Consider the following 23,072-nt stretch of genomic DNA (forward strand, 5'->3'; position numbering starts at 1 on the left):
TCCCTGACGCTGTACCCACTCGAAGGAGTCTCCGACATGACCGACCAGAATCCTCCCGCCACCCCGCCGGCAGCCAACCAGCCCACCCCGCCCCCGGCATACGCTCCGCCCACCGCGCCCGCATACGGTGCCGCACCGGCTGCCCCCGCCGCGTACTCCGACAAGGGCTACGGCGCCCCGGCCGGCGGAGACAAGTACAACGTGCTCGCGATCATCTCCCTGGTCAGCGCCTTCTTCGTCTCCCTTGCCGCGATCATCTGCGGCCACATCGCGCTCAACCAGATCAAGAAGACCGGCGAAAAGGGCCGCGGCCTGGCCATCGCCGGACTCGTGCTCGGCTACCTCGGCCTCATCACCGGGATCATCGTCTTCGCGTTCCTCATCATCGCCTGGATGGCAGCGCTGAACAGCGGCAGCATGACCGGCACCTACTAGGCCTCACGCCGGCCCTCGCGGGCCGGTGGAGCCCAGGCCACCCGACGGACCCCGCGTCACAGAAAGGGAATGAACGATCATGTCCGATCCGAACACTCCAGACCCCGCCGTACCGCACGTCCCCGAGGTGCCCCAGGTACCCGACGTCCCCCAGGTTCCCGACGTCCCGCAGGTGCCCGACTTCCCGCAGTCGAACGCGGCCGGGCCCGGCGAGGGGTCTGTGCCCGCGGGTTCGTCGCCCACCGGGTCGTCGCCCACCGGGTCGTCGCCTGACCCCGCGGCCGGCCCTCCGGTTCCGCCGCCCGGCTCCGGCGCGGCCCCGGATGGCTCGGCCGCGGGCTACGGCCCGCCACCGCCCGGCACCGGTCCGGCGCCCGGCTACGGCCCGCCGCCGCCCGGCTCCGGCGCGGCTCCCGGCTACGGCACCCCGCCGCCCTACGGCGGCGCGCCCGCCGGCGGACCTGCCGGCGGCTACACCGGCGCGAAGACGCCCGTGCTCAGCCTCATCTCCATGATCGCCGGCATCGTCGGGCTGCTCAGCGTCCCGATCGTCTTCCTGCCGATCGTCGGCGGGATCTTCGCCCTGTTCCTACCGGTGGCGGCGGTGATCCTCGGCTTCCTCGGCCGCACCCGTGAGGCCGCCGCCCGCGGGTTCTGGCTCACCGGCCTGATCACCGGGTTCGTCGGCATCGCCGTGGCCCTGTTGAGTATCCTGCTGTGGTCGCTGCTCTTCGCCAGCATGCCGATGACCGGCTACAACAACGACTTCAACTACTGATCCACCCGAGAGAACACACCATGTCCAGCCCACAGCCCGCACCTTGCGGCTCGCTCCACCGCGCGGCAACGGCCCCCGACCGCGCATGAGCACTGGACAGTCGCACACTCAGGCGCCCCGCCAGCCGGAGCCCGGCACCTCGGCTGCGCCCGAGCCGGCACAGACCCGCGCCGAGGCCAGGGCCCGCGCCGCCGCTCAGGAGCGAGCCGACGCGCAGCGCGCCGGTTCGCCCAGCCGCCCGCCGGCCGGCCTGACCCGGCCGCCGGCGGCCGGTGAGCTGGCCTACGAGTCCACCATCACCGCGCCCACCGAGTGGGTGCCGTACGTGTACACCACCGCCGAGATCCAGACCCACGCCGCCAGGCGGGGCCTGAGCATCGCATCCGTCGTCTGCGGGGTGATCGGGGTGCTGGCCGGCATCTTCGTGATCTGGGGTGCACCGCTCAGCCTGGCCGCCATCGTGCTCGCCCTCGTCGCCCGGTTCGTCGAGAGCCGGGCCGGAGCCCTGTGGATCCTCGGTCTGGCCAGCGGCATCATGGGCCTGCTGATGGCCGTGCTGTGGTTCGTCGTGAACACCCAGATGGTGCCCGCTTACTACAGCTGACCCATTACAGCTGAATGACCACAGCTGAGCGACCGCGGCTGAGCGACTACAGTTCTGGTGCCCCAGGGGCCCGGCCGACCCGCTCCACCAGCAGGGCCACCTTGTGCCCGGCGGCGCGGGTCAGTACCAGCGTGCCGGACTCCCCGCCCTTGAGCTTCAGCCGGGTGCGCAGCGTGGCCGGATCCACATCCACCCCGCGCTTCTTGATCTCCAGGGTGCCGATCTTGCGTTCCGCCAGGGCCACGCGCAGCTTCTTCTCATCGGTGGGCAGCACCTCCAGCACCCGGAACGCCGTGGCGAACGGGGTCGGGGTGTGCGTGGCATTGGTGAGGTAGGCCAGCCCCTCGCTGAGCATGAGCGCGTCCATCGACCGGGCCAGGTCGCCGATCAGGCGGGCACGGATGATCGCCCCGTCGGGTTCGTAGAGGTACTCGCCGAGCTCGCCCACCCCCACGTCCTCGCTGTCGCCGGGGGCGGTCAGCTCGGCGACCACGCCCTCCTTGCCGAGCAGCAGCGCCGCACGACGGATGCCGGGGCGCGCCAGCGCGCCGAACCACAGACCCATCTCCACCAGCTTGCCGTCCACCGAGACCCACTGCGCCTCGGCGGTCTCGGGGATCTGCTCACGGTCGTGGCCGGGGCCGAGCTTGACGCCGATGGGCATCCGCTCGCGGAGGGCGAAGACGTCGTCGAGGTTGGGGGAGTAATCCTCCGCGCGGGTCAGCCGGCTGGTGTTGCCGTGGCCGGCCGTGCGGCGGGCCGGGTCGAACCAGAGCGCGTCGAAGTCGGTGGGGTCGACGCTGGCCGCGTCGGCGCAGACCACCGAAGAGCTGGGGAAGGGGGCGAGGTTGAAGCTCGCGACGGTGGCGGTCACCTCGTCGATGTCGATCGCGGTGACGGTCAGGTCCATCGCGGCCATCGCCATGGCGTCGCCGCCGATGCCGCAGCCCACGTCGGCGACCCGCTTCAGGCCCGCCTCCACGAACCGGCCGGCGTGCAGCGCGGCGACCCGCAACCGGGTGGCCTGTTCGAGGCCGGCCTCGGTGAACAGCATCCGGCTGGCGAAATCACCGAACTTGGCCGTCGCCTTGGCGCGCAGTCGAGACTGGTAGAGCACCGCATTGACCAGTGCGGGGGAGTGCCCGGCCTTGCGCAGGTCACTGACCGTGCGTACCACGTCGGCGCCGGCCTGATAGGGCGGCAGGGAGTCCAGCAGGCGCAGGCCTTCGGGTGAGAGCAGCTCCACGAGCTCGGCGCGATCCATCCCGCAAACCTATCAACCGAAACGTCGCGACCGACCAACCCCGATTGGCACTCACGTTGCGTGAGTGCCAGTTGCGCCCTAAACTCGACTTAGCACTCTCGCTGTGAGTCTGCTAACTACGTCTTAGCTAAGAAAGAGGTCAACCGTGTCGGTCTCCATCAAGCCGCTCGAAGATCGCATCGTCATCAAGCAGGTGGATGCAGAACAGACCACCGCTTCCGGACTTGTGATCCCGGACACCGCCAAAGAGAAGCCCCAGGAGGGTGAAGTTGTCGCCGTCGGCCCCGGCCGCATTGACGACAACGGCAACCGCATCCCGCTCGACGTCGCCGTCGGCGACAAGGTGATCTACTCCAAGTACGGTGGAACCGAAGTCAAGTTCGGTGGCGAGGACCTCCTCGTTCTGTCGGCCCGCGACGTTCTCGCGGTCGTCGTTCGCTAGTCACACCGCTTATCGTTGAATCCCGGATGGCCTCGGCCATCCGGGATTTTTCATGTCTAAAGGGGTAGCAGTGCCAGAGAGATCGACCGAACGGATGCCCGCGGGCCGGCCGCCGCGCAGCCCGGCGAACACCGGCCTGATCTTCGCGTTCTGCTCCTACGGGCTCTGGGGTGTGCTGCCGCTGTACTTCCTGCTGCTCGCGCCCACCGGGGCGTTCGAGATCGTGGCCTGGCGGGTGCTGTTCTCCCTGGTCTTCTGCGCCGTGCTGATTCTGAGCACCAGGGCCTGGCGTCCGCTGGTCGCAGCCCTCCGCACCCCGCGCATCCTGTGGACCATGGGTCTGGCCGGCGCGCTCATCTACATCAACTGGCAGACCTTCATCCTCGGCACGCTGAGCGGCCATGTCGTCGAGACGGCGCTGGGGTACTTCATCAACCCGATCATCACCGTGCTGCTCGGGGTGTTCGTGCTGCACGAGCGGTTGCGACCCGCGCAATGGGCGGCCGTGCTGATCAGCTTCATCGCCGTGGTGGTGCTCAGCGTCGGCTACGGTCGGCTGCCCTGGATCTCGCTGATCCTGGCGTTCTCCTTCGGTCTGTACGGGCTGATCAAGAAGCGGGTCGGCGGTCACCTCGACGCGCTCACCGGGCTCACGCTCGAGACCATGTGGCTCGCCCCGGTGGCGATCATCCAACTGGTGGCGGTGTCGATCATCTCCGGGTTGACCTTCGGTGCGGTGTCGCCCGTGCACACCATCGGGCTGATCGGGTCGGGGGTGCTCACCGCCGTTCCGCTGCTGTTCTTCGCGGCCGCGTCGCGCCGGTTGCCGCTGACCACGATGGGGCTCGTGCAGTATGTCGCCCCTGTGCTGCAGTTCCTCGTCGGCGTGGTCATCCTGCACGAGCCGATGCCGCCGGAGCGCTGGCTCGGCTTCGGCCTGGTCTGGCTGGCGCTGATCGTGCTCACGGTCGACATGATCACCGCGGCACGGGCCAGACGTCGGCTCGTGCCGGAGACGTTTTAGCGGCGGCGAGGCAAGCATCCTGATCAGAGGCCCGTTCGTAACGATTTGGTCGCGTTACACGGCTGTAACACGACCGCCTTGTTTGATGTCCCTGAGGTGAATAGCTTTTACAACACGGCAACGATCGTTCGCCGTGCTCTTCTTTCGATTCCCCTTACCCTAGGAGCAACATGAGCGTATTCGCTAAGGCCTCGGCCTCCCGCTCGGCACGCGCCGTCGTAACCGGCGTCGCCATCTTCGGCGTCAGCGCACTTCTGCTCACCGGCTGCAGCACTGCTGCCGAAGAGCCGGAGGCATCCGAAGCACCCGCAGCCGAGAGCAGCGACGTCACCGCCATCGAAGCCGGCGAACGCGACCTGGCCATGAAGATCGGTACGATCCTCCCGCAGAGTGGCGCGCTGGCCTTCCTCGGCCCGCCCGAAGAAGCCGGTGTCAACCTGGCCGTGCAGGAAGTCAACGAAGCAGGACTCGGCATCGACATCGAAGCCATCCTCCGCGACTCCGGCGACACCCAGACCGACACCGCCACCGTCTCCGTGACCGACCTGCTCTCGCAGGACGTCTCGGCGATCGTCGGTGCGGCATCCTCTGGTGTGTCCCTCACCGTCATCGACGCCATCACCGGCGCCGGTGTTGTGCAGTTCTCGCCGGCCAACACCTCGGCGCAGTTCACCGACTACGAGGACAACGGCCTGTTCTGGCGTACGGCTCCGTCCGACGTGCTGCAGGGCGAAGTCCTCGGTAACCTGATCGCCGAAGACGGCAACAGCACCCTCGGCCTCATCGTGCTCAACGACGCGTATGGCACCGGCCTGGCCGAGTACACCACCACCGCGTTCGAAGCAGCCGGTGGCGAGGTCGTCGCGACCTCACTGTTCAACGAGGGTGACTCGAACTTCGCCGCTCAGATCTCCGAAGTGACCGCGGCCAACCCCGACGCGATCGCCGTGATCTCGTTCGACCAGGCCAAGATCATCACCCCGGCCCTGGTCGGCAGCGGATACCCGGGCGACTCGCTCTACTTCGTTGACGGCAACCTGGCCGACTACAGCGCCGACTTCGCAGCCGGCCTCATCGAGGGCTCCAAGGGCACGCTGCCCGGCCTCGACACCGCCACCCTGGGTGACTTCACCGACCGTCTCCTCGAGGTCGACCCGGCCCTGACCGACTTCAGCTACGCCGCTGAGTCGTACGACGCCGTCATCCTGATCGCGCTGGCCGCGTACGCAGCCAACGACATCTCGGGTGAAGCCATCGCGAGCCACCTGCAGCAGGTCTCCGGCGGCTCCGGCGACGGCGAGACCGTCACCACGTTCGCCGAGGGCGCCGCGCTCCTCGCCGAGGGTGAGCAGATCGACTACGACGGTTACTCCGGCCCGATCACGTTCGACGAGAACGGCGACCCGACGGATGCCACCATCGGCATCTTCGAGTTCAACGCGGACAACACCTACAGCCGCATCAACTAGTCCCACCCGCTGACCCGCGGCGCCCGCACAGGCGCCACGGCACGCACACAGAAGGGCCCCGGCTTCGGCCGGGGCCCTTCTGCGTGCCCGGCCCCCCTGCTCAGTGCCCGGCCCTCCTGGCGGCGTGCCCAGCCCGCTGCAGTCGGTGCCGACTCGCGCGGTCGGGGCGCATAACTCCTGCAGGATTTGGGCGACCGGATGCCGTTCCGCGGTTTTCCGGGGCCGGGCATCCGTTGCCGGGAGAAATTGCAGGAGTTATGCACCACCGCCGGCCGAGACACGGGGATTGTGGGGGCGAGGCCGCTGGCGTGGGCGTCGCGGGGGATCAGGGTGTGCGCTGGCGGGCTCAGGGGCCGCTGTGCGCGATACGGCAGGCCAGGCCAGGCTCCGGCGAGCTGGCGGCGGAACGGGCGGCAGCGGGGCAAGTCGGGTGAAGCGGGTACGGCGGATGCCGCGAGTTAGTCGTCCTGACCGAGGGTGCCCAGATACAGGCCGATCACCTTGGGGTCGTTCAGCAGCTCACGGCCGGTGCCGGTGTAGGCATCCCGACCCTGGTCGAGCACGTAACCGCGGTCGCAGATCTGCAGGCAGCGGCGGGCGTTCTGCTCGACCATGATGGTGGTCACGCCGGCCTTGTTGATCTCCTTCACGCGCAGGAACGCCTCGTCCTGACGGACGGGGGAGAGGCCGGCGCTGGGCTCGTCCAGCAGGAGCACGTGCGGGCCCATCATCAGCGCCCGCGACATCGCCACCATCTGGCGCTCGCCGCCGGAGAGCGAGCCGGCCCGCTGGGTGAGCCGCTTGCCGAGTTCGGGGAAGATCTCGGTGACGAACTCGAGCCGCTCGGCCAGGCCCTTGGGCTTCTGGTACATGCCCATCTCCAGGTTCTCCTGGATGGTCAACGTCGGGAAGACGTTGTTGGTCTGCGGCACGAACCCGACCCCCTTGGAGACCAGCTTGTTGGCCTTGAGGTTGGTGATGTTGTCACCGCGCAGCCGGATCTCACCCTCGCGCACCTTCACGAGGCCGAAGATCGACTTGAGCAGCGTCGACTTGCCGGCGCCGTTCGGGCCGATGATGCCGATCAGCTCACCGTCGTATGCGGTCAACGAGCACTCGTTGAGGATGTTCACGCCGGGCACATAGCCGGCGGTCACGTTCTTCACCTCGACGACCGCGTTGCGCACCGGGGCGGGCGTGGCGTCAACCAGCGGGCTAGAGTTCGTCATCGAGCAGCTCCTTAATAGCTCCGACATGTTCCTTCTCGGCGTCGGGATCCTCGCCGAGGTCCTCATCGTGGTGCTGGCCCAGGTACGCGTCGATCACGGCCGGGTTGCGCATCACCTCGTGCGGGTCGCCCTCGGCGACCACCTTGCCCTCGGCCATCACGATCACCCAGTCGGCGATGTGACGCACCATGTGCATGTCGTGCTCCACGAAGAGCACGCTCATGCCCTCGGCCTTCAGGTTCAGGATGTGGTCGAGCAGCGACTGCGTCAGCGCCGGGTTGACCCCGGCCATCGGCTCGTCGAGCATCACCAGCGTCGGTTCGCTCATCAGCGCCCGCGCCATTTCGAGGAGCTTGCGCTGCCCGCCGGAGAGGCTGGCCGCGTAGTCGTCCTTCTTGGCGTCGAGCTTGAACCTGGTGAGCAGGTCGAGAGCCTTGACCCGGTTGCCGGCCTCCTGCTTGCGCCAGAGGAACGGCAACAGCGACCGGAAGATGTTCTCCCCGATCTGCCCCTTCGCGCCCAGCAGCATGTTGTCCATCACCGTGAGCAGGCCGAGGGCCTTGGTGAGCTGGAAGGTGCGCACCTGGCCCATCCTGGCCACCTTGAAAGCGGACTTGCCGCCGATGGGGGTGCCCTCGAAGGTCCACGCTCCGGTGTCGGGCTTGTCGAAGCCGGTGAGCAGGTTGAACAGTGTGGTCTTACCCGCACCGTTAGGCCCGATCAGGGCGGTGATGGCGCCGCGGGGAACCTCGAGGTGTTCCACATCCACCGCGGTGAGGCCGCCGAAGGTGCGGCTGACGCCGTCCACGACCAGGATCGGGTCCTTCTTCTTGCAGCCGGGTACGGCCTCGCCGATGTGCATGTCGACGGTCTTGACGGGCTTGCCCGTTGGCACGCTGTTACTTGACAAAAGCCAGCTCCTTCTTATTTCCGAAGATGCCCTGTGGTCTGTAGATGACTATCAGCATGATCGCCACGCCCACCAGGATGAAGCGCAACTGTCCGGCCTGCACGCTCGACATGAACGGCAACCAGCCGGCCTCCACCGCACGGGCGATGAACCCGGAGAAGAAGGACAGCAGCACCCAGAAGATCATCGAACCGATCACCGGTCCGAGAATCGTCGCCGCCCCACCGAGCAGCAGGATGGCGTAGACGAAGAACGTCAGCGACGTCTGGTAGTTCGACGGAACCACGGCGCGCGGCAGGATGAAGATCATGCCGGCGATGGTGCCGTAGACGCCACCGAGGATCAGCGACTGCATCTTGTACGAGTACACGTTCTTGCCCAGCGCCCGCACGGCGTCCTCGTCTTCACGGATGGCCTTGACCACGCGACCCCAGGGGCTGCGCATGATCTGCCAGGTGAACAGGCAGGCCAGCACCACGATGGTCCAGGCCACGATGCGCAGCCACCAGTCGTAGGCGTTGTACTCGAACGGGCCGAAGCCGTAGGTGCCCTCGGGGATCGGGTTGAGGTCGGCGAAGCCGCCCTTGTACCCGCTGAGCCCGTTGGCGGAGCCGGTGAGAGCGTCGAAGGTGTTCGTGGTGAACAGCAGTCGCACGATCTCGGCCGCCGCGATGGTGACGATGGCCAGGTAGTCCGCCCGCAACCGCAGGGTGGGTATACCCAGAATCAGTGCGAAGACCACGGATGCGCCGACACCGACGAGCACGGATGCCCACACCGGAAAGCCGAAGCTCAGGGTGGAGATCGCGAAACCGTATGCGCCGAGGGCCATGAAGCCGGCCTGGCCGAAGTTGAGCAGGCCGGTGTAGCCGAAGTGAATTGCCAGGCCCAGCGCCGCAAGGGCGTAGGCGGCGGTGGTCGGGCTGATCAGCTCGACGGCCGCGTTGCTAAAGATTGCTCCCCAGTCGATCATCGTCAGCCCCTAGCCAATTCTCTCTTTGCGACCCATGATGCCTTGCGGCCGAAGCAGCAGCACCAGGATCAAAACGACAAGTGCACCGACGTACTTGAGGTCGGATGGGAGCCAGAGCGTCGACAGTTCGACGAACAGGCCCACGATGATCGACCCGATCAGGGCGCCGAACGCGGTACCGAGGCCACCGAGGGTGACGGCCGCGAAGACCAGCAGCAGGATCTGGAAGCCCATGTCCCAGCTGACGCCGGGCCGGAAGTACGCCCACAGCACGCCGGACAGGCCGGCCAGCGATCCACCGAGGATCCAGACGATGCGGATGACGCCGTCGACGTCGATCCCGCTCGCCGAGGCGAGGCTGGGGTTGTCCGACACCGCTCTGGTGGCCTTGCCGATGCGGGTGCGCAGCAGGAAGAACGACACCGCGAGGAGCACGACGATGCTGATCCCCATGCTGGCCATGTCGATCGGCGACAGCGCGATCGGACCGAAGTTGATGTCGGCCAGGCCGGAGCCGGGCAGCTGGCTGGTGCTTCCGCCGTAGAAGTACTGGTAGGTGTACCGCATGGCGAGGGAGAGGCCGATGCTGACGATCATCAGCGGGATCAACCCCACACCCTTCTTCCGCAACGGTTTCCAGATGGCGGCGTCGAGGGTGAACCCGAGCACACCGCTGAGCACGATGGCGATGAGGATGGCCAGCCAGATCGGCAGGGAGAACGCCACCGAGAGGGTGAAGGTCGCCAACGCCCCGAACGTGATCATCTCCGCGTGCGCGAAGTTGCTCAGGCCCGTGGTGCCGAAGATCAGCGAGAGGCCGATCGCGGCCAGGGCGAGCAGCAGGCCGAAGTTGAGGCCGTTGACGAACCGGTTGAGGAACTGGTCGAAGAAGCTGACGGTGACCCGTTCGCCCTCCCCGAGGAAGAAGTTCACCGACCGGGAGTCGGTCAGGCCGAATTCGGCCTCGGTCTCTGAGTTGCCCTCTTCGACGATGACGCCATCCGGGAGGGTGTCTTCGTCGAGGATGACCGTGTAGGTCTCCTCGTTGTCGGGGACGCCGATGCGCCACCGGCCGTCGGCATCCGTCACGACTTCGGCCTCGTAGCCGCCGCCCTCTACGGAGATGAGTACGTCTTCGATGGGTTCGCCACCGAATTGCACATTCCCCGAGAGCACGTAGTCGTACTGGTCAGTGTTGATTTCATCCGCATGAGCAGCGCTCGCGCCGAACGTGGATAACGTCAGGGCAGTCAGAAGTAGGCCGAATAGCAGCACCAACATTCTGGGCATTGTTCTGCGGACAGCATGTGTATTGCTCACTGCACCTCCATGGCGGCACCGTCGGTGCGTATTCGAGCTGGCACGGACTTGCCTGCCAGCGACCTTGCTGACAGTACGTGCCGATTATTGCGCATATGTTTCGTACCCCGATCGATGCTGGATCGATTTGGGATCACGGAATGCGTTCGGCCTTCTGTCGCTTAACATTGATTACCGGTTACATCTCTTGGATTTCCGGACATTTTTCCCCATCCGCGAATGTAAAAGAGGTTCCATGGATCAGCCAGATCCCTTCGGTTTCACCGGTCTCACCTACGACGACGTTCTCCTGCTGCCGGGACACACCGACGTCATTCCCAGCGAGGCCGAGACAAAGTCCCGGTTGACCCGCAGAATCAGTGTCGCGACGCCGTTGCTCTCCAGCGCGATGGACACCGTCACCGAGACGCGCATGGCCATCGCCATGGCTCGTGAAGGCGGCCTGGGCATCCTGCACCGCAACCTGTCGATCGCCGACCAGTCGGAGCAGGTCGACCTGGTCAAGCGCAGCGAATCCGGCATGATTACCAATCCGGTAACGACTTCGCCGGATGCCACCGTGGCCGAGGTGGATGCCCTCTGCGGGCAGTTCCGCATCAGCGGTCTGCCGGTCGTCGACAACGACGGTGTGCTCGTGGGCATCATCACCAACCGCGACATGCGGTTCGTCTCCTCGGTGAAGAAGCACACCACCAAGGTGCGCGAGGTCATGACCACCTCCCCGCTGATCACCGGCAAGGTCGGCATGGCGCCGATGGATGCCGTGGCCATCTTCGCCACCCACAAGATCGAGAAGCTGCCCCTCGTCGACGACTCCGGCCGGCTCACCGGCCTGATCACGGTGAAGGACTTCGACAAGAGCGAGGAATACCCCAACGCCACCAAGGACGACGCCGGGCGCCTGCGCGTCGGCGCGGCCATCGGCTTCTTCGGCGACGCCTGGCGCCGGGCATCCGCCCTGCTCGAAGCCGGCGTTGACGTGCTCGTGGTCGACACCGCCAACGGCGACAGCGCCGGGGTGCTCGAGATCATCCGCAAGCTCAAGAGCGACTCGGCCTTCGCCGACGTCGACGTCATCGGCGGCAACGTCGCCACCCGCTCCGGCGCCCAGGCGCTCATCGACGCGGGCGCGGACGCGATCAAGGTGGGCGTGGGCCCCGGCTCGATCTGCACCACCCGCATCGTCGCCGGCGTGGGCGTGCCGCAGATCACCGCGGTCTACCAGGCCTCGCTGGCCGCGCGCGAGACCGGCGTGCCGGTGATCGCCGACGGTGGACTGCAGTACTCCGGTGACATCGCCAAGGCGCTCGTCGCCGGCGCGGACACCGTGATGCTCGGCTCCCTGCTGGCCGGTTGCGACGAGAGCCCCGGCGAGCTGGTCTTCACCAACGGCAAGCAGTTCAAGACCTACCGCGGCATGGGGTCGCTGGGTGCGCTGCAGACCCGCGGCAGCAAGACCTCCTACTCCAAGGACCGCTACTTCCAGTCGGACGTGCCGAGCGACGACAAGCTCATCCCCGAGGGCATCGAGGGTCAGGTGCCCTACCGCGGCCCGGTGTCGAACGTGGCGTACCAGCTCATCGGCGGGCTGCGCCAGTCGATGTTCTACGTGGGTGCACGCACCATCGAGGAGCTCAAGCAGAAGGGCAAGTTCGTGCGGATCACCTCCGCCGGCCTCAAGGAGAGCCACCCGCACGACGTGCAGATCATGGTCGAGGCGCCCAACTACCGCCGCTAGCCATCCGCTCAACCGGGTAGCTGTTACCCGAACGGACAATTGCGCCCGGTACGCCGGGCGCAATTGTCCGTTTTGGCAACAGTTGACGGATGGCGGTGCCGGTCGGATGCGCGCGGCAGAGCCGGGTTGACGCATCCGCGCGCCCACCGGCCGGGCCGCCGGGGACGGGCTGAGTGTGGGCTGCGTCTAAACTGGGCGGGTGAGTATGGAAATTGAGATCGGCCGGTCCAAGCGCGCTCGGCGCGTGTACGCCTTCGACGACATCGCGGTGGTGCCCTCCCGGCGCACCCGTGACCCCGAGGATGTGTCGGTCGGTTGGTCCATCGACGCCTACCAGTTCGACATCCCGTTCCTGGCTGCCCCGATGGACTCCGTCGTCTCCCCGACGACCGCGATCATGATGGGCCAGCTCGGCGGACTGGGTGTTCTCGACCTGGAGGGCCTCTGGACCCGCTACGAGGACCCGGAGCCGCTGCTCAAGGAGATCCGTGAGCTGCCCGCGAACCAGACCACCGCGCGCATGCAGGAGATCTACGCCGCACCGATCCAGCCGGCCCTCGTCACCGAGCGCCTCGCCCAGATCCGCGCCGCCGGGGTCACCGTCGCCGCAGCCCTGTCGCCGCAGCGCACCCAGGAGCTCTACGAGACCGTTGTCGCCGCCGGCGTCGACCTCTTCGTCATCCGCGGCACCACGGTCAGCGCCGAGCACGTCTCGCGCAACCAGGAGCCGCTGAACCTCAAGAAGTTCATCTACGACCTCGACGTGCCCGTCATCGTCGGCGGCGCCGCCACCTACACCGCGGCCCTGCACCTGATGCGCACCGGCGCCGCCGGCGTGCTCGTCGGCTTCGGCGGCGGCGCGGCGTCCACCACCCGCACCAGCCTGGGCATCCACGCCCCCATGGCCACCGCCGTGGCCGACGTCGCCGGCGCTCGCCGCGACTACATGGACGAGTCCGGCGGCCGGTACGTGCACGTCATCGCCGACGGGGGCCTCAGCACCTCCGGTGACATCGTCAAGGCCATCGCCTGCGGTGCGGATGCCGTTATGCTCGGCACAGCCCTGGCCCGCGCCACCGACGCCCCCGGCGGCGGCTTCCACTGGGGTGCGGAAGCGCACCACTCCCAGCTGCCCCGCGGCAAGCGCGTGGAGGTGGGCACCGTCGCCCCGCTCGAGGCGATCCTGTACGGACCGGCCCCCGTCGCCGACGGCACCGCCAACCTGGTCGGCGCCCTGCGCCGCTCGATGGCGACCACCGGATACAGCGGAATCAAGGAATTTCAGCGGGTAGAGGTAGTTGTCGCGCCGTACTGAGTGAACTAGCGTCGAAGCAAGCACCACCGATGGCGATGGGAGTTTGCAGATGACGCACGATAATTCGGTGACCAGGTCCACAAAACTCGGACCTGAGGAACGCGCGGCGGCGATCGAACGCCTGAAGTCCGCGGAGCTGGACATCCTGGTGGTGGGCGGCGGCATCGTCGGCACCGGTTGTGCCCTGGATGCCGTCACCCGCGGCCTGAACGTGGGCCTGCTCGAGGCCAGGGACTGGTCCTCCGGCACCTCCAGCCGGTCATCGAAGTTGGTGCACGGCGGCATCCGCTACCTGGAACAGCTGGACTTTCGCCTCGTGCGGGAGGCGCTCACCGAGCGCGGACTGCTGCTCAAGCGCATCGCGCCGCACCTGGTCAAGCCGGTGCGGTTTCTGTACCCCTTGAAGAAGCGGGTGTTCGAGCGTGCCTACGTGGGCGCCGGCATGCTGCTCTACGACGTGCTGTCGTACATCGGCGGACGCCCCGGCGTTCCGCACCACCGGCACCTCAGCCGTAGCCAGGTGGCGAAGCTGGTGCCCAGCCTCAGCCACAACGCCCTCGTCGGCGGCATCACCTACTACGACGCCCAGGTGGATGACGCCCTGTACGTGGCGTCGCTGGCCCGCACGGCGGCCGCGTACGGTGCTCACGCCGCCAGCCGGGTGCGGGTGGAGGGCTTCATCAAGGTGGGCGAACGCGTCGTCGGCGTGCAGGCACACGACCTGCAGACCGGGGAACGGTTCGAGGTGCGCGCCAAGCAGGTCGTCAACGCCACCGGGGTGTGGACGGACGACACCCAGCGGATGGTCGGCGAACGCGGCACCTTCAAGGTGCGCGCGTCCAAGGGCATTCACCTGGTCGTGCCGCGCGACCGGTTCCAATCGTCGATGGGGCTGCTGCTGCGCACCGAGAAGAGCGTTCTGTTCGTCATCCCCTGGGGGCGGCATTGGCTGATCGGCACCACCGACACGGACTGGCACCTGGACAAGGCGCATCCGGCGGCCACGGCCGCGGACATCGACTACCTGCTCGAGCACGTCAACGCCGTGCTGCAGGTGCCGTTGACCCGGGAGGACGTGGAGGGCGTGTACGCGGGCCTGCGGCCGCTGCTGGCCGGGGAGAGCGAGCAGACCTCCAAGCTGTCCCGCGAGCACCTCGTCGGGCACTCGGTGCCCGGTCTGGTCGTGATCGCCGGCGGCAAGTGGACCACATACCGGGTGATGGCCAAGGACGCGATCGACGCCGCGGTGGATGCACTCGACGGGCTCGTTCCGCCGTCCACCACCAAGGAGATCCCGTTGCTCGGCGCCGAGGGCTACCGGGCGGCGTGGAACAAGCGTGCGAAGATCGCCTCGTCGTTCAACCTGCACACCGTGCGGATCGAGCACCTGCTCAACCGCTACGGCACCCTCACCGATGAGCTGCTCGACCTGATCAAGGAGCGGCCGGAGCTCGCCGACCCGCTGCCCGGCGCGGACGACTACATCCAGGCCGAGGTGATCTACGCGGCCACCCACCTGGGCGCCCTGCACCTCGAGGATGTGCTCGCCCGGCGCACCCGCATCTCGATCGAGGCCTGGGACCGCGGGGTGTCCGCGGCGCCGGTCGCCGCGCGGCTGCTCGCCGGGGTGCTCGACTGGGATGCCGAGCGTGAGGAGCGGGAGGTGTCGCACTACCTCAAGCGGGTCGCCGCGGAGCGGGCCTCGCAGACCCAGCCAGACGACGAGTCCGCCGACCGGGTGCGGCTGGAGGCGCCGGACATCGTGACGAACTGAGCGCGCGCGTACGTCGTCTGCTCTCGCGGGGATGAGACCCCTGTGGCTGGATGACCCTCCTATAGCGGGGTCATCCAGCCACTCAGGGTGCATCGACTGGTGCACGAGGCGCTTCCCGCCCGGGGCGGAGGCGGTCATGAGCGCGCATGAACTAGTCCGCAGGTAGGCGGCGTCGTCGCGCAGCCCGGGCTTCGTCGGGGATGAGCCCCCTGTGGCTGGATGACCCTCCTATAGCGGGGTCATCCAGCCACCTGGGGTGCGGCGACCCGTTCAGGACGCGAGCAGCGACCCGGGGCAAGGCGGCGGCGCGCCGTTGCGTCTAGCGAGCGCGGGGAATCCCTTTTCTGGTGAGGAGGTCCCCGAGAGCCGGAAGGGAAGTCGCGACCGGCCAGCCCCAACGGAAGACATCGAATCCCAGGGCGCGAAGCCGGTCTTCGCGGATCTTCTCGGCAATGACGATGTCGGCAGTGGACCGCCCGCCTGTGAACTCTTCCCGCAGATACTTGCCGAGCCCGTCGAATTCGCCCGCCTTGCCGACAGAGCGCCAGAAGAAGTCGGTGAAGCCGATCAAGCCGTCGCGATCCCAGTGCGGCACTTGCAACTCGGGCAGGAGGAAACCGAGCATGAAGATGCCGGCACGGCTGATTGACTCGCCGGCCGACCCGGACAGCGGAGACGCGAACTCCAAGACCCGCCGCGCCGCCGTTCGCCCGTGAACCCGCCCGAGCTGAGCGAGGGCTTGTTCGAGTTCCGCCCTGGTGGTCAAGGCCTGGCCGTCGCGTGGTTCGTGGATGGCCTTGTCCATCACCGCTACCGCTTGGCCGAACCGGAGCACTCTGGCCAGCGTCACCGCCGTGGCGGCGACGGAGGTCACACGGAGCCCCTCGTGCACAATGAGGTCGAGGTCGTGTTCCTGCGTATGGCGCACCACTCCGTGGCGAGCCCGTCCCCCGGCCGCATTCGTGACGGTGACATGAATCTCGGTGGGCCACGCGCCGACGATGGGGAGGCCCCAGAGCGCGGCCGCCGACACGTGTGAGTACACCGCAGGCTCCTCCGCCACTGCGGCGTGGGCGTGGATGCGTCGGATGTAGCGCTCATCCGCGCCGAGGGCTTCCCACTCAGCGGCGAGCACATACACACCGCGCCGCAGGCGAACGACCGTGCGACGGTCGAACTCCCTGCGGAGTTCGTGCTGGAGGCCGACCCGCGCCGCGTCGCTGGCCAGGATGAGTCCGCTGTGCACGGACAGCGCTGCGAGGACCTGCACGGTGGCCGATGAAATGGTGTCCATGCCGAGAGGCTCGCAGAGCGAGAGGGCTCTGAGGCCAGGCGAGGCGCATCTGTGCACTTTCGCGAACGCTCGCCCCCTGTGGACTGCCACGCTCTGGATCAGCCCGCCAGCCCACTCTGGATGGATGAACCCCTTGTGGGCGATCAGGACGGGTGGATGCTCCTGCTCTGGCTGGATGAGCCCCCTAAAGCGGGATCATCGAGCCACACGGGGTGCATCGAACCTCAGGCACGAACAACCGAACGCGGGGCACGCGGCGAGCGGATGCTCACCGCCGCGGCCCGCGCATCCGCCCGGGTCCGCTCCCGGCGAACCGGCCGCGACCCTCCGGTAGAATGACTACACCGCCCACAAGCCTTCAGGAGTCGCACCATGGTTGACGTTCGACGGGTCAAGCTCCCCGGTGTGGGTGTGCTGCACACCTTCATCACCGACGACGGCGGCAAGGTCGGTGTCATCGCGCACCGCTCCGGTCATAGCGACCTGATCACCTTCGCCGACGACGAAGGCGGCCCCGACGCCAGCAAGGTCTCGCTGCGCCTGAGCGAAGACGAGGCGCACACCCTCGCCGAACTGCTCGGCGGCACCCAGATCACCGAGTCGCTCACCGCGCTCGACCAGATTCCCGGCCTCAGCATCGACTGGTTCACCGTGGACTACGAGGACCACATCGCCGGGCAACCGCTCGGCAACCCGGCCGAGCGCGGCATCGCCGGGCTCACCGTCGTGGCCGTCGTACGCGGCGAATCCGCCAACCCCGCCCCCGCGGCCGACTTCAAGGTCTTCCCCGGCGACACCCTCGTGGTGGCCGGTTCTCCCGAGAAGGTGGCGAAGGCGTTCGCGTTCTTCCGCACCGGTGAGATCAAGGCCAAGCCCGTCGACTCGCCGCCAGGAGGTTAGCCGATGCACCTCGGTGAAGACCTCCTCACCCTGGGCATCCTGCTCGTGGTGGCCTACGTCCTCGGCCGGTTGGGCAAGCTGATCGGCCTGCCGTCGATCCCGATCTACATGATCGTCGGCCTGCTGGCCAGCCCGTACACCGGCTGGTTCCCCCTCGACTTCCAATCCGCCGACATCGAACTGATCGCGGTCTTCGGGCTGATCCTGCTCCTGTTCAGCCTGGGCCTCGAGTTCGACCAGGAGGCGTTCTTCGGCGACGCCGGAAAGCTCCTGATCTCCGGCGGCTCCTGGATCCTGATCAACATGGGCGCTGGTTTCGCCTTCGGCCTGATGACCGGCTGGGGCGCCAGGGAAGCCCTGGTCATCGCGGGCATGACCGGCACATCCTCGAGCGCGATCATCACCAAGCTGCTGATCGAACTGCGCCGGCTGGCCAACAAGGAAACGCCGATGATCCTCGGTGTGACCGTGGTGGGTGACATCTTCATCGCCGTCTACCTCGCCATCGTCTCCGTCGTGCTCAGCGGCAAGACCGAGATCTGGCCGATCGTGCTGCAACTGGGCATCGCATTCCTGTTCCTCGTGGTGATGTTCTCCATCGCCAGGTGGGGCGGCCGGTACGTGTCGCGGCTGATGCGCACCAAGGACGACGAACTCTTCACCATCCTGTTCTTCGGCCTGGCCGTGCTCTTCGCGGGCATCGGCGAGATCATCGGTGTCACCGACGCGATCGGCGCGTTCCTCATCGGTGTGGTGCTCGGCGCGAGCACCTACCGCGGCCGCATCGAGCGGGTCGCCGTGCCCCTCCGCGACGTGTTCGGCGCGTTCTTCTTCCTCAACTTCGGCCTGGCCCTCAACGTGGCCGAGTTCGGCTCGGTGATCGGCCTGGTCGGCGTCGCCATCGTGATGACCTTCGTGCTCAGCCTGGGCTCTGGCATGCTGCTGGCCCGGATGCACCAGATGGGTCTGCGGGAAGGCCTCAACACCGCGGCGATCTTCGTCAACCGCGGCGAGTTCACCCTCATCCTGGCGACCCTCTCGGTGAGCGCCGGCCTCGACCCGCGGCTGCAACCGTTCGCGGGCCTGTACGTGCTCACCATGGCCATCCTCGGCCCGCTCTTCACCGCCAACTCCGAGACGATCGGCGCCGCGATCGGCCGACGCTCGAAGGCGGCGCATCCGCCCACCCGCACCCCGGAGCGCGACGCCATGCGCGCCGAGGAGATCGCGCTCGTGGAGGCGGCTACCTCCGACCAGAAAACCGGCGACCCGATGGTGGACTTCATTTCCGACACGTACCCGACACAGAAGAAGAAGGCCGATTCGGCCGCGCAGGACGACAAGGCCGGTGACTACTCGTGATCCGCATGATGCTGCAACCCCGCTGGATCGCCGCGCTGCTGCTCGCCCTGGCCATCGCCGCCGGCTTCGCAGCGCTCGGCCAGTGGCAGTTGGCCCGTGCCATCTCCACCGGCGAGGTCGTGGAGCGCAGCACCGAGGTGGTGCAGCCGTTGACCGACACGCTGGCTCCGGATGGCCCGCCCGAGCAGATCGCCGAGGGCCAGATGGTCGAGACGGCCGGGTCGTTCGTGCCCGGTGACGAGCAGCTCATCGCCGAGCGGCAGAACGGCGGGGAGACCGGCTACTGGGTGGTCAGCCACTTCGTCACCGTCGAGGGCGCCAGCATCGCGGTCGCCCGCGGGTGGGCCGCCGACGCAGACGAGGCCGCCGCCGCCGCCGACCGCCTGGCCGCGGAACCGAGCACCGAACAGCCGCTGACCGGCCGGTTCCTCTCCTCCGACGCCCCGGCCCTGCCCGACGAAGATGCCGACCCGCACACCATGACCGCAGTGTCCACCGCCGCGCTGATCAACCTCTGGGAGAACTGGTCCGACCAGTCGGTCTACCAGGGCTACATCATCGACGCTGCCGCCCCCGACGGCCTCGCGGTCATCGACTCCCCGGAGCCGGTGGTGGAGGTGCCGCTGAACTGGCTGAACATCTTCTACGCCCTCGAGTGGGTGGTCTTCGCCGGCTTCGCCGTGTTCCTCTGGTACCGCCTGGTGCGGGATGCCTGGGAGCGGGAGACCGAGGAAGCCGCGATCGCCGCGGACACCGCGGACGGCGCATCCACCGACCCCACCGACGATGCGGCCGGTGCCGGCGTCGGCACCGACCGGCCGCACGCCACGGCCCCGTAGAATTAGCCCATGCCACTTCAACCCAAGCCCGCCGACCTGCCTAAGATCCCCGGTGCGCTACGGCTGTACCAGGTCTCGTCGATCATCACCGGCGTCATGCTGCTGCTGCTCTGCGCTGAAGTGGTCGCCAAGTACTTCTTCGGCACCGAACTCGAGGGCGGCGGGCCGAACGGCTTCCTGGCCCTCGTGCCGGAGGGAACCGTCACGGCCGTCAACCTGAGCACCGGGTTGCTGATCGTGCACGGCTGGCTGTACGTCCTGTATCTGTTCGCCGACTTCCGCCTCTGGAGCATCATGCGCTGGCCCTTCCTGTCCTTCCTGGTGATCGCCCTCGGTGGCATCATCCCGTTCTCGTCCTTCCTGCTCGAGGTGAAGGTGGGCCAGAAGGTGAAGGCGTTCCTCGCCGAGCACCCCGTTGCCCAGGTCGAAAGCGGGGTGCGCGCATGAGCACCGTGAACCCGATGGACGTCGTGGGCGCCGACGGCGCCGAGGGCGCCGAAGGCCTGGAGAACACGCTCGGCGCCGAAGAGGGCACCGAGAACCCCGCGGATGCCGGTTCCGGCATCAGCCGCCCCGTGCTCGTGGTCGACTTCGGTGCGCAGTACGCGCAGCTGATCGCCCGCCGTGTGCGCGAGGCATCCGTCTATTCGGAGATCGTCGCGCACTCGATCACCGCGGCCGAGGTCGCCGAGAAGAACCCGATCGGCATCGTGCTCTCCGGCGGGCCGTCCAGCGTCTACGCCGAGGGCGCCCCCACCTTCGACCCGGCGATCTTCGACCTCGGCATTCCGGTGCTGGGCATCTGCTACGGCTTCCAGGTGATGGCCACCGCCCTCGGCGGCGAGGTCTCGCACAACGGCCAGCGCGAGTACGGCTCCACCCCCGTGGTGGTCTCCGACAGCGTCAACGCGCTGCTGGCCGACCAGCCGGCCGAGCAGACCGTGTGGATGAGCCACGGCGACTCGGTCTCCAAGGCGCCCGACGGTTTCACCGTGTTGGCGTCCACCGCCTCCACCCCTGTCGCCGCGTTCGCCAACGACGAGCGCCGGCTCTACGGGGTGCAGTGGCACCCAGAGGTCAAGCACTCCGCGCACGGCCAGCACCAGCTGGAGAACTTCCTGCACCGCGCCGCCGGCATCGCAGCGGAATGGAACAGCGGCAACGTCATCGCCGAGCAGGTCGCCAAGATCCGCGCCCAGGTCGGCACGGGCAAGGTCATCTGCGGACTCTCCGGCGGCGTCGACTCCGCCGTCGCGGCCGCCCTGGTGCACAAGGCCATCGGCGACCAGCTCGTCTGCGTGTTCGTCGACCACGGCCTGCTGCGCGAAGACGAGCGCCGCCAGGTGGAAGAGGACTACGTCAAGGCCACCGGCATCCGCCTGGTCACGGTGGATGTGCGTGAGCAGTTCATCACCGCCCTCGCCGGCGTCAGCGACCCGGAGACCAAGCGCAAGATCATCGGCCGCGAGTTCATCCGCACCTTCGAGCAGGCCCAGGCCGAGCTGATCAAGGAGGCCGCCGAGATCGATGGCGACCCGATCCGCTTCCTCGTGCAGGGCACCCTGTACCCCGACGTCGTCGAGTCCGGCGGCGGCAGCGGCACCGCCAACATCAAGAGCCACCACAACGTGGGCGGCCTGCCGGAGGACCTGCAGTTCGAGCTCGTCGAGCCGTTGCGCGCGTTGTTCAAGGACGAGGTGCGGGCCATCGGCGCCGAGCTGGGCCTGCCCGCCGAGATCGTGCAACGCCAGCCGTTCCCCGGACCCGGCCTGGGCATCCGCATCGTCGGTGAGGTCACCCAGGAGCGTCTCGACCTGCTGCGTCAGGCGGATGCGATCGTGCGCGCCGAACTGACCGCCGCCGGCCTGGACCGGGAGATCTGGCAGTGCCCCGTGGTGTTGCTCGCCGACGTGCGCTCGGTGGGCGTGCAGGGCGACGGCCGCACCTACGGTCACCCGATCGTGCTGCGCCCGGTGTCCTCTGAGGACGCCATGACCGCCGACTGGACCCGCCTGCCGTACGACCTGCTCGCGAAGATCTCCAACCGCATCACGAACGAGGTCGACGGCGTGAACCGCGTGGTGCTCGACGTCACGTCGAAGCCACCGGGGACCATCGAATGGGAGTAGGCGTTCAGCCTCCCCAGTACTTGTGCCGGAAGCACCCTCGCGTCGCGTGAGGGTGCTTCCGTCGTTAACGCTGGCCGGTGCGGCCGGTGCGGCCGGTGCGCGGGTCAGGCGCCGTTTCGCGGGCTGCGTGCCACCCGCGAAACGGCGCGGTGCCGGCGCAGCTCGAGGAGTGGCGTTGCGCGGGGTGTGAGCCCAGCCCGCACCAACGAGGTCGCAGGTGATGGCCGTCTGTGCGTGCCCGGGCGGGTGCTGTCGCGATTCGCGGGTCAGGCGCCGGTTCGCGGGCTGCGTGCCACCCGCGAAGCGGCGCGGTGCCCGCGCAGCTCTGCTGAGCCGCGAGAGGGGCAGCCCCGGCACGCGGGAACGGGAGGGGCGGGGCACAGGCGACGAGAGGGCCGGCTCTGGTGGGCCGGCCCTCTCGGGTGGTGGTGCGGGTGGCGCGAGCGCCGGGAAAACTACTCGCGGGCGATCATGAAGATGCGCAGCAGCTCCACGTAGAGCCACACGACGGTGACCATGATGCCGAACGCGCCGGTCCAGCCGTACTTGCGCGGGGCGCGGTTGTTCACGCCCTTCTGGATGAAGTCGAAGTCGAGCACCAGCGAGTACGCGGCCATGAGCACGGCCAGCACACCGATGACCAGGCCCAGCTTGATGTCGAAGCCCAGGATGCCGATCGAGGCGCTGCGCATGCCGAACCCGCCGTCGACCGCACCGAACATCATCATGCCGATGTTGACGAGGGAGAAGACCGCGTACCCGATCATCGCGATCAGGAAGACCTTGGTGGCCTTCTTGGAGGCACGGATCTTGCCGCTGCGGAACAGCGCCAGGGTCACACCCACCACCACGAGGGTCGCGATGACCGCCTGGGACACGACGCCGGGCGCCGACTGTTCGAAGACCCGCGAGATACCACCGACGAACAGCCCCTGGAAGCCGGCGTAAGCGAGGATCAGCGGCGCCGACGGCTCCTTCTTGAAGGCGTTGACGAGGCCGAGGACCAGACCGACGATGGCGCCGAGGATGAAGACGAACGGCACGTACGGGGTGATGACCCACGAGGCAGCCGCGGCCGCCAGCATCACGCCGAAGGCGAGCACCGACTTGCGGATGGTGTCTTCGTACGTCATCCGGTCGGTGTCCTGCGACCCGGCGGACGGGGCGTTGTACAGCGCGTTCAGATCGTTGTCGGAGAGCACCTTGGACGTTGCAACGGCGCCGGGAGCGCCGAACGCGGCGTTTCGAAATGCGGGGTTGGAGGTTGCCATGG

At 67.8% G+C, this 23,072-nt stretch carries 21 protein-coding genes; 14 read left to right on the forward strand and 7 right to left on the reverse strand.

Going from position 1 to position 23,072, the window contains the following annotated elements:
* The first annotated feature begins 36 nt into the window (after positions 1-36).
* From K2F54_RS13760 to K2F54_RS13770, 3 genes are all read left to right on the forward strand, one after another.
* Positions 37-435, forward strand: a complete 399-nt coding sequence (locus K2F54_RS13760) for a DUF4190 domain-containing protein (protein ID WP_220606419.1) — start codon at positions 37-39, stop codon at positions 433-435.
* Positions 436-514: 79 nt separating this feature from the next.
* Positions 515-1,213 carry a DUF4190 domain-containing protein gene (locus K2F54_RS13765; protein ID WP_220606420.1) on the forward strand — a complete coding sequence of 233 codons (699 nt, stop codon included), beginning with the start codon at positions 515-517 and terminating at the stop codon, positions 1,211-1,213.
* 85 nt (positions 1,214-1,298) lie between these two features.
* On the forward strand, positions 1,299-1,817 hold the full coding sequence (locus K2F54_RS13770; protein WP_220606421.1) for a hypothetical protein: 519 nt from the start codon (positions 1,299-1,301) through the stop codon (positions 1,815-1,817).
* A 46-nt stretch (positions 1,818-1,863) separates the two neighbouring features.
* Here the strand turns inward: K2F54_RS13770 and K2F54_RS13775 are convergent, their stop codons facing one another.
* A complete protein-coding gene (locus K2F54_RS13775; protein ID WP_220606422.1) occupies positions 1,864-3,081 on the reverse strand; it encodes a class I SAM-dependent methyltransferase in 1,218 nt (405 codons plus the stop codon).
* A gap of 145 nt (positions 3,082-3,226) precedes the next feature.
* On the opposite strand from K2F54_RS13775, the gene groES reads away from it, so the two are divergent.
* The 3 genes from groES (at position 3,227) to K2F54_RS13790 (ending at position 6,016) form a co-directional block, all read left to right on the forward strand.
* Positions 3,227-3,523 carry a co-chaperone GroES gene (gene groES / locus K2F54_RS13780; protein ID WP_066597535.1) on the forward strand — a complete coding sequence of 99 codons (297 nt, stop codon included), beginning with the start codon at positions 3,227-3,229 and terminating at the stop codon, positions 3,521-3,523.
* Between the two features lie 94 nt (positions 3,524-3,617).
* Positions 3,618-4,547 (forward strand): EamA family transporter RarD, encoded by a 930-nt coding sequence (rarD, locus tag K2F54_RS13785; protein ID WP_220606450.1) that lies wholly within the window; start codon positions 3,618-3,620, stop codon positions 4,545-4,547.
* 170 nt (positions 4,548-4,717) lie between these two features.
* The gene (locus K2F54_RS13790; RefSeq protein WP_220606423.1) at positions 4,718-6,016 is read left to right on the forward strand and encodes an ABC transporter substrate-binding protein; all 1,299 of its coding nucleotides are present in this window, start codon (positions 4,718-4,720) and stop codon (positions 6,014-6,016) included.
* A gap of 458 nt (positions 6,017-6,474) precedes the next feature.
* Here the strand turns inward: K2F54_RS13790 and K2F54_RS13795 are convergent, their stop codons facing one another.
* The 4 genes from K2F54_RS13795 to K2F54_RS13810 are packed head-to-tail and all read right to left on the reverse strand — an operon-like array spanning position 6,475 to position 10,409.
* Entirely contained in the window at positions 6,475-7,245 is a 771-nt protein-coding gene (locus K2F54_RS13795; RefSeq protein WP_220606424.1) for an ABC transporter ATP-binding protein, read from the reverse strand.
* Positions 7,232-8,107: an ABC transporter ATP-binding protein gene (locus K2F54_RS13800; RefSeq protein ID WP_220606451.1), complete on the reverse strand. Its 876-nt coding sequence runs from the start codon at positions 8,105-8,107 to the stop codon at positions 7,232-7,234. Before K2F54_RS13800 ends, K2F54_RS13795 begins: the two co-directional genes overlap by 14 nt.
* Before the next feature lie 37 nt (positions 8,108-8,144).
* Positions 8,145-9,125: a branched-chain amino acid ABC transporter permease gene (locus tag K2F54_RS13805; RefSeq protein WP_220606452.1), complete on the reverse strand. Its 981-nt coding sequence runs from the start codon at positions 9,123-9,125 to the stop codon at positions 8,145-8,147.
* A 12-nt stretch (positions 9,126-9,137) separates the two neighbouring features.
* Positions 9,138-10,409, reverse strand: coding sequence for a branched-chain amino acid ABC transporter permease (locus K2F54_RS13810; RefSeq protein WP_220606425.1), 1,272 nt, complete (start codon positions 10,407-10,409; stop codon positions 9,138-9,140).
* 274 nt (positions 10,410-10,683) lie between these two features.
* Here K2F54_RS13810 and guaB point away from each other — a divergent pair, with 274 nt between their 5' ends.
* From guaB to K2F54_RS13825, 3 genes are all read left to right on the forward strand, one after another.
* Complete coding sequence (guaB, locus tag K2F54_RS13815; RefSeq protein ID WP_220606426.1) at positions 10,684-12,186, forward strand: IMP dehydrogenase; 1,503 nt, start codon at positions 10,684-10,686, stop codon at positions 12,184-12,186.
* 205 nt (positions 12,187-12,391) lie between these two features.
* Entirely contained in the window at positions 12,392-13,501 is a 1,110-nt protein-coding gene (locus K2F54_RS13820) for a GuaB3 family IMP dehydrogenase-related protein (protein WP_220606453.1), read from the forward strand.
* Positions 13,502-13,550: 49 nt separating this feature from the next.
* Positions 13,551-15,275, forward strand: coding sequence for a glycerol-3-phosphate dehydrogenase/oxidase (locus K2F54_RS13825; RefSeq protein ID WP_220606427.1), 1,725 nt, complete (start codon positions 13,551-13,553; stop codon positions 15,273-15,275).
* Between the two features lie 319 nt (positions 15,276-15,594).
* Here the strand turns inward: K2F54_RS13825 and K2F54_RS13830 are convergent, their stop codons facing one another.
* A complete protein-coding gene (locus tag K2F54_RS13830; protein ID WP_220606428.1) occupies positions 15,595-16,569 on the reverse strand; it encodes a type IV toxin-antitoxin system AbiEi family antitoxin domain-containing protein in 975 nt (324 codons plus the stop codon).
* 372 nt (positions 16,570-16,941) lie between these two features.
* Between K2F54_RS13830 and K2F54_RS13835 the strand changes: the two genes are divergently transcribed.
* From K2F54_RS13835 to guaA, 5 genes are read left to right on the forward strand one after another with little or no spacing between them, the layout of a single operon-like run.
* Complete coding sequence (locus K2F54_RS13835; protein ID WP_066597514.1) at positions 16,942-17,469, forward strand: cation:proton antiporter regulatory subunit; 528 nt, start codon at positions 16,942-16,944, stop codon at positions 17,467-17,469.
* A 3-nt stretch (positions 17,470-17,472) separates the two neighbouring features.
* Positions 17,473-18,831: a cation:proton antiporter gene (locus K2F54_RS13840; RefSeq protein WP_220606429.1), complete on the forward strand. Its 1,359-nt coding sequence runs from the start codon at positions 17,473-17,475 to the stop codon at positions 18,829-18,831.
* A 5-nt stretch (positions 18,832-18,836) separates the two neighbouring features.
* On the forward strand, positions 18,837-19,670 hold the full coding sequence (locus K2F54_RS13845; RefSeq protein ID WP_220606430.1) for an SURF1 family protein: 834 nt from the start codon (positions 18,837-18,839) through the stop codon (positions 19,668-19,670).
* A gap of 9 nt (positions 19,671-19,679) precedes the next feature.
* Complete coding sequence (locus tag K2F54_RS13850; RefSeq protein ID WP_220606431.1) at positions 19,680-20,117, forward strand: DUF3817 domain-containing protein; 438 nt, start codon at positions 19,680-19,682, stop codon at positions 20,115-20,117.
* On the forward strand, positions 20,114-21,799 hold the full coding sequence (gene guaA, locus K2F54_RS13855) for a glutamine-hydrolyzing GMP synthase (protein ID WP_255577111.1): 1,686 nt from the start codon (positions 20,114-20,116) through the stop codon (positions 21,797-21,799). Before K2F54_RS13850 ends, guaA begins: the two co-directional genes overlap by 4 nt.
* 455 nt (positions 21,800-22,254) lie before the next feature.
* Here the strand turns inward: guaA and K2F54_RS13860 are convergent, their stop codons facing one another.
* Entirely contained in the window at positions 22,255-23,070 is an 816-nt protein-coding gene (locus tag K2F54_RS13860; protein ID WP_220606432.1) for a Bax inhibitor-1/YccA family protein, read from the reverse strand.
* Positions 23,071-23,072: the final 2 nt, after the last annotated feature.

Source organism: Cryobacterium inferilacus, assembly GCF_019599185.1.
Lineage (GTDB): Bacteria > Actinomycetota > Actinomycetes > Actinomycetales > Microbacteriaceae > Cryobacterium > Cryobacterium inferilacus.

Excerpts from the sequence above, each read along its gene's own strand:
- K2F54_RS13760 (WP_220606419.1), top strand. The coding sequence starts at position 37 with ATGACCGACCAGAATCCTCCCGCCACCCCGCCGGCAGCCAACCAGCCC.
- K2F54_RS13765 (WP_220606420.1), top strand. The coding sequence starts at position 515 with ATGTCCGATCCGAACACTCCAGACCCCGCCGTACCGCACGTCCCCGAG.
- K2F54_RS13770 (WP_220606421.1), top strand. The coding sequence starts at position 1,299 with ATGAGCACTGGACAGTCGCACACTCAGGCGCCCCGCCAGCCGGAGCCC.
- K2F54_RS13775 (WP_220606422.1), bottom strand. The coding sequence starts at position 3,081 with ATGGATCGCGCCGAGCTCGTGGAGCTGCTCTCACCCGAAGGCCTGCGC.
- rarD (WP_220606450.1), top strand. The coding sequence starts at position 3,618 with ATGCCCGCGGGCCGGCCGCCGCGCAGCCCGGCGAACACCGGCCTGATC.
- K2F54_RS13790 (WP_220606423.1), top strand. The coding sequence starts at position 4,718 with ATGAGCGTATTCGCTAAGGCCTCGGCCTCCCGCTCGGCACGCGCCGTC.
- K2F54_RS13795 (WP_220606424.1), bottom strand. The coding sequence starts at position 7,245 with ATGACGAACTCTAGCCCGCTGGTTGACGCCACGCCCGCCCCGGTGCGC.
- K2F54_RS13800 (WP_220606451.1), bottom strand. The coding sequence starts at position 8,107 with ATGCACATCGGCGAGGCCGTACCCGGCTGCAAGAAGAAGGACCCGATC.
- K2F54_RS13810 (WP_220606425.1), bottom strand. The coding sequence starts at position 10,409 with ATGTTGGTGCTGCTATTCGGCCTACTTCTGACTGCCCTGACGTTATCC.
- guaB (WP_220606426.1), top strand. The coding sequence starts at position 10,684 with ATGGATCAGCCAGATCCCTTCGGTTTCACCGGTCTCACCTACGACGAC.
- K2F54_RS13820 (WP_220606453.1), top strand. The coding sequence starts at position 12,392 with ATGGAAATTGAGATCGGCCGGTCCAAGCGCGCTCGGCGCGTGTACGCC.
- K2F54_RS13825 (WP_220606427.1), top strand. The coding sequence starts at position 13,551 with ATGACGCACGATAATTCGGTGACCAGGTCCACAAAACTCGGACCTGAG.
- K2F54_RS13830 (WP_220606428.1), bottom strand. The coding sequence starts at position 16,569 with ATGGACACCATTTCATCGGCCACCGTGCAGGTCCTCGCAGCGCTGTCC.
- K2F54_RS13835 (WP_066597514.1), top strand. The coding sequence starts at position 16,942 with ATGGTTGACGTTCGACGGGTCAAGCTCCCCGGTGTGGGTGTGCTGCAC.
- K2F54_RS13840 (WP_220606429.1), top strand. The coding sequence starts at position 17,473 with ATGCACCTCGGTGAAGACCTCCTCACCCTGGGCATCCTGCTCGTGGTG.
- K2F54_RS13845 (WP_220606430.1), top strand. The coding sequence starts at position 18,837 with ATGATGCTGCAACCCCGCTGGATCGCCGCGCTGCTGCTCGCCCTGGCC.
- K2F54_RS13850 (WP_220606431.1), top strand. The coding sequence starts at position 19,680 with ATGCCACTTCAACCCAAGCCCGCCGACCTGCCTAAGATCCCCGGTGCG.
- guaA (WP_255577111.1), top strand. The coding sequence starts at position 20,114 with ATGAGCACCGTGAACCCGATGGACGTCGTGGGCGCCGACGGCGCCGAG.
- K2F54_RS13860 (WP_220606432.1), bottom strand. The coding sequence starts at position 23,070 with ATGGCAACCTCCAACCCCGCATTTCGAAACGCCGCGTTCGGCGCTCCC.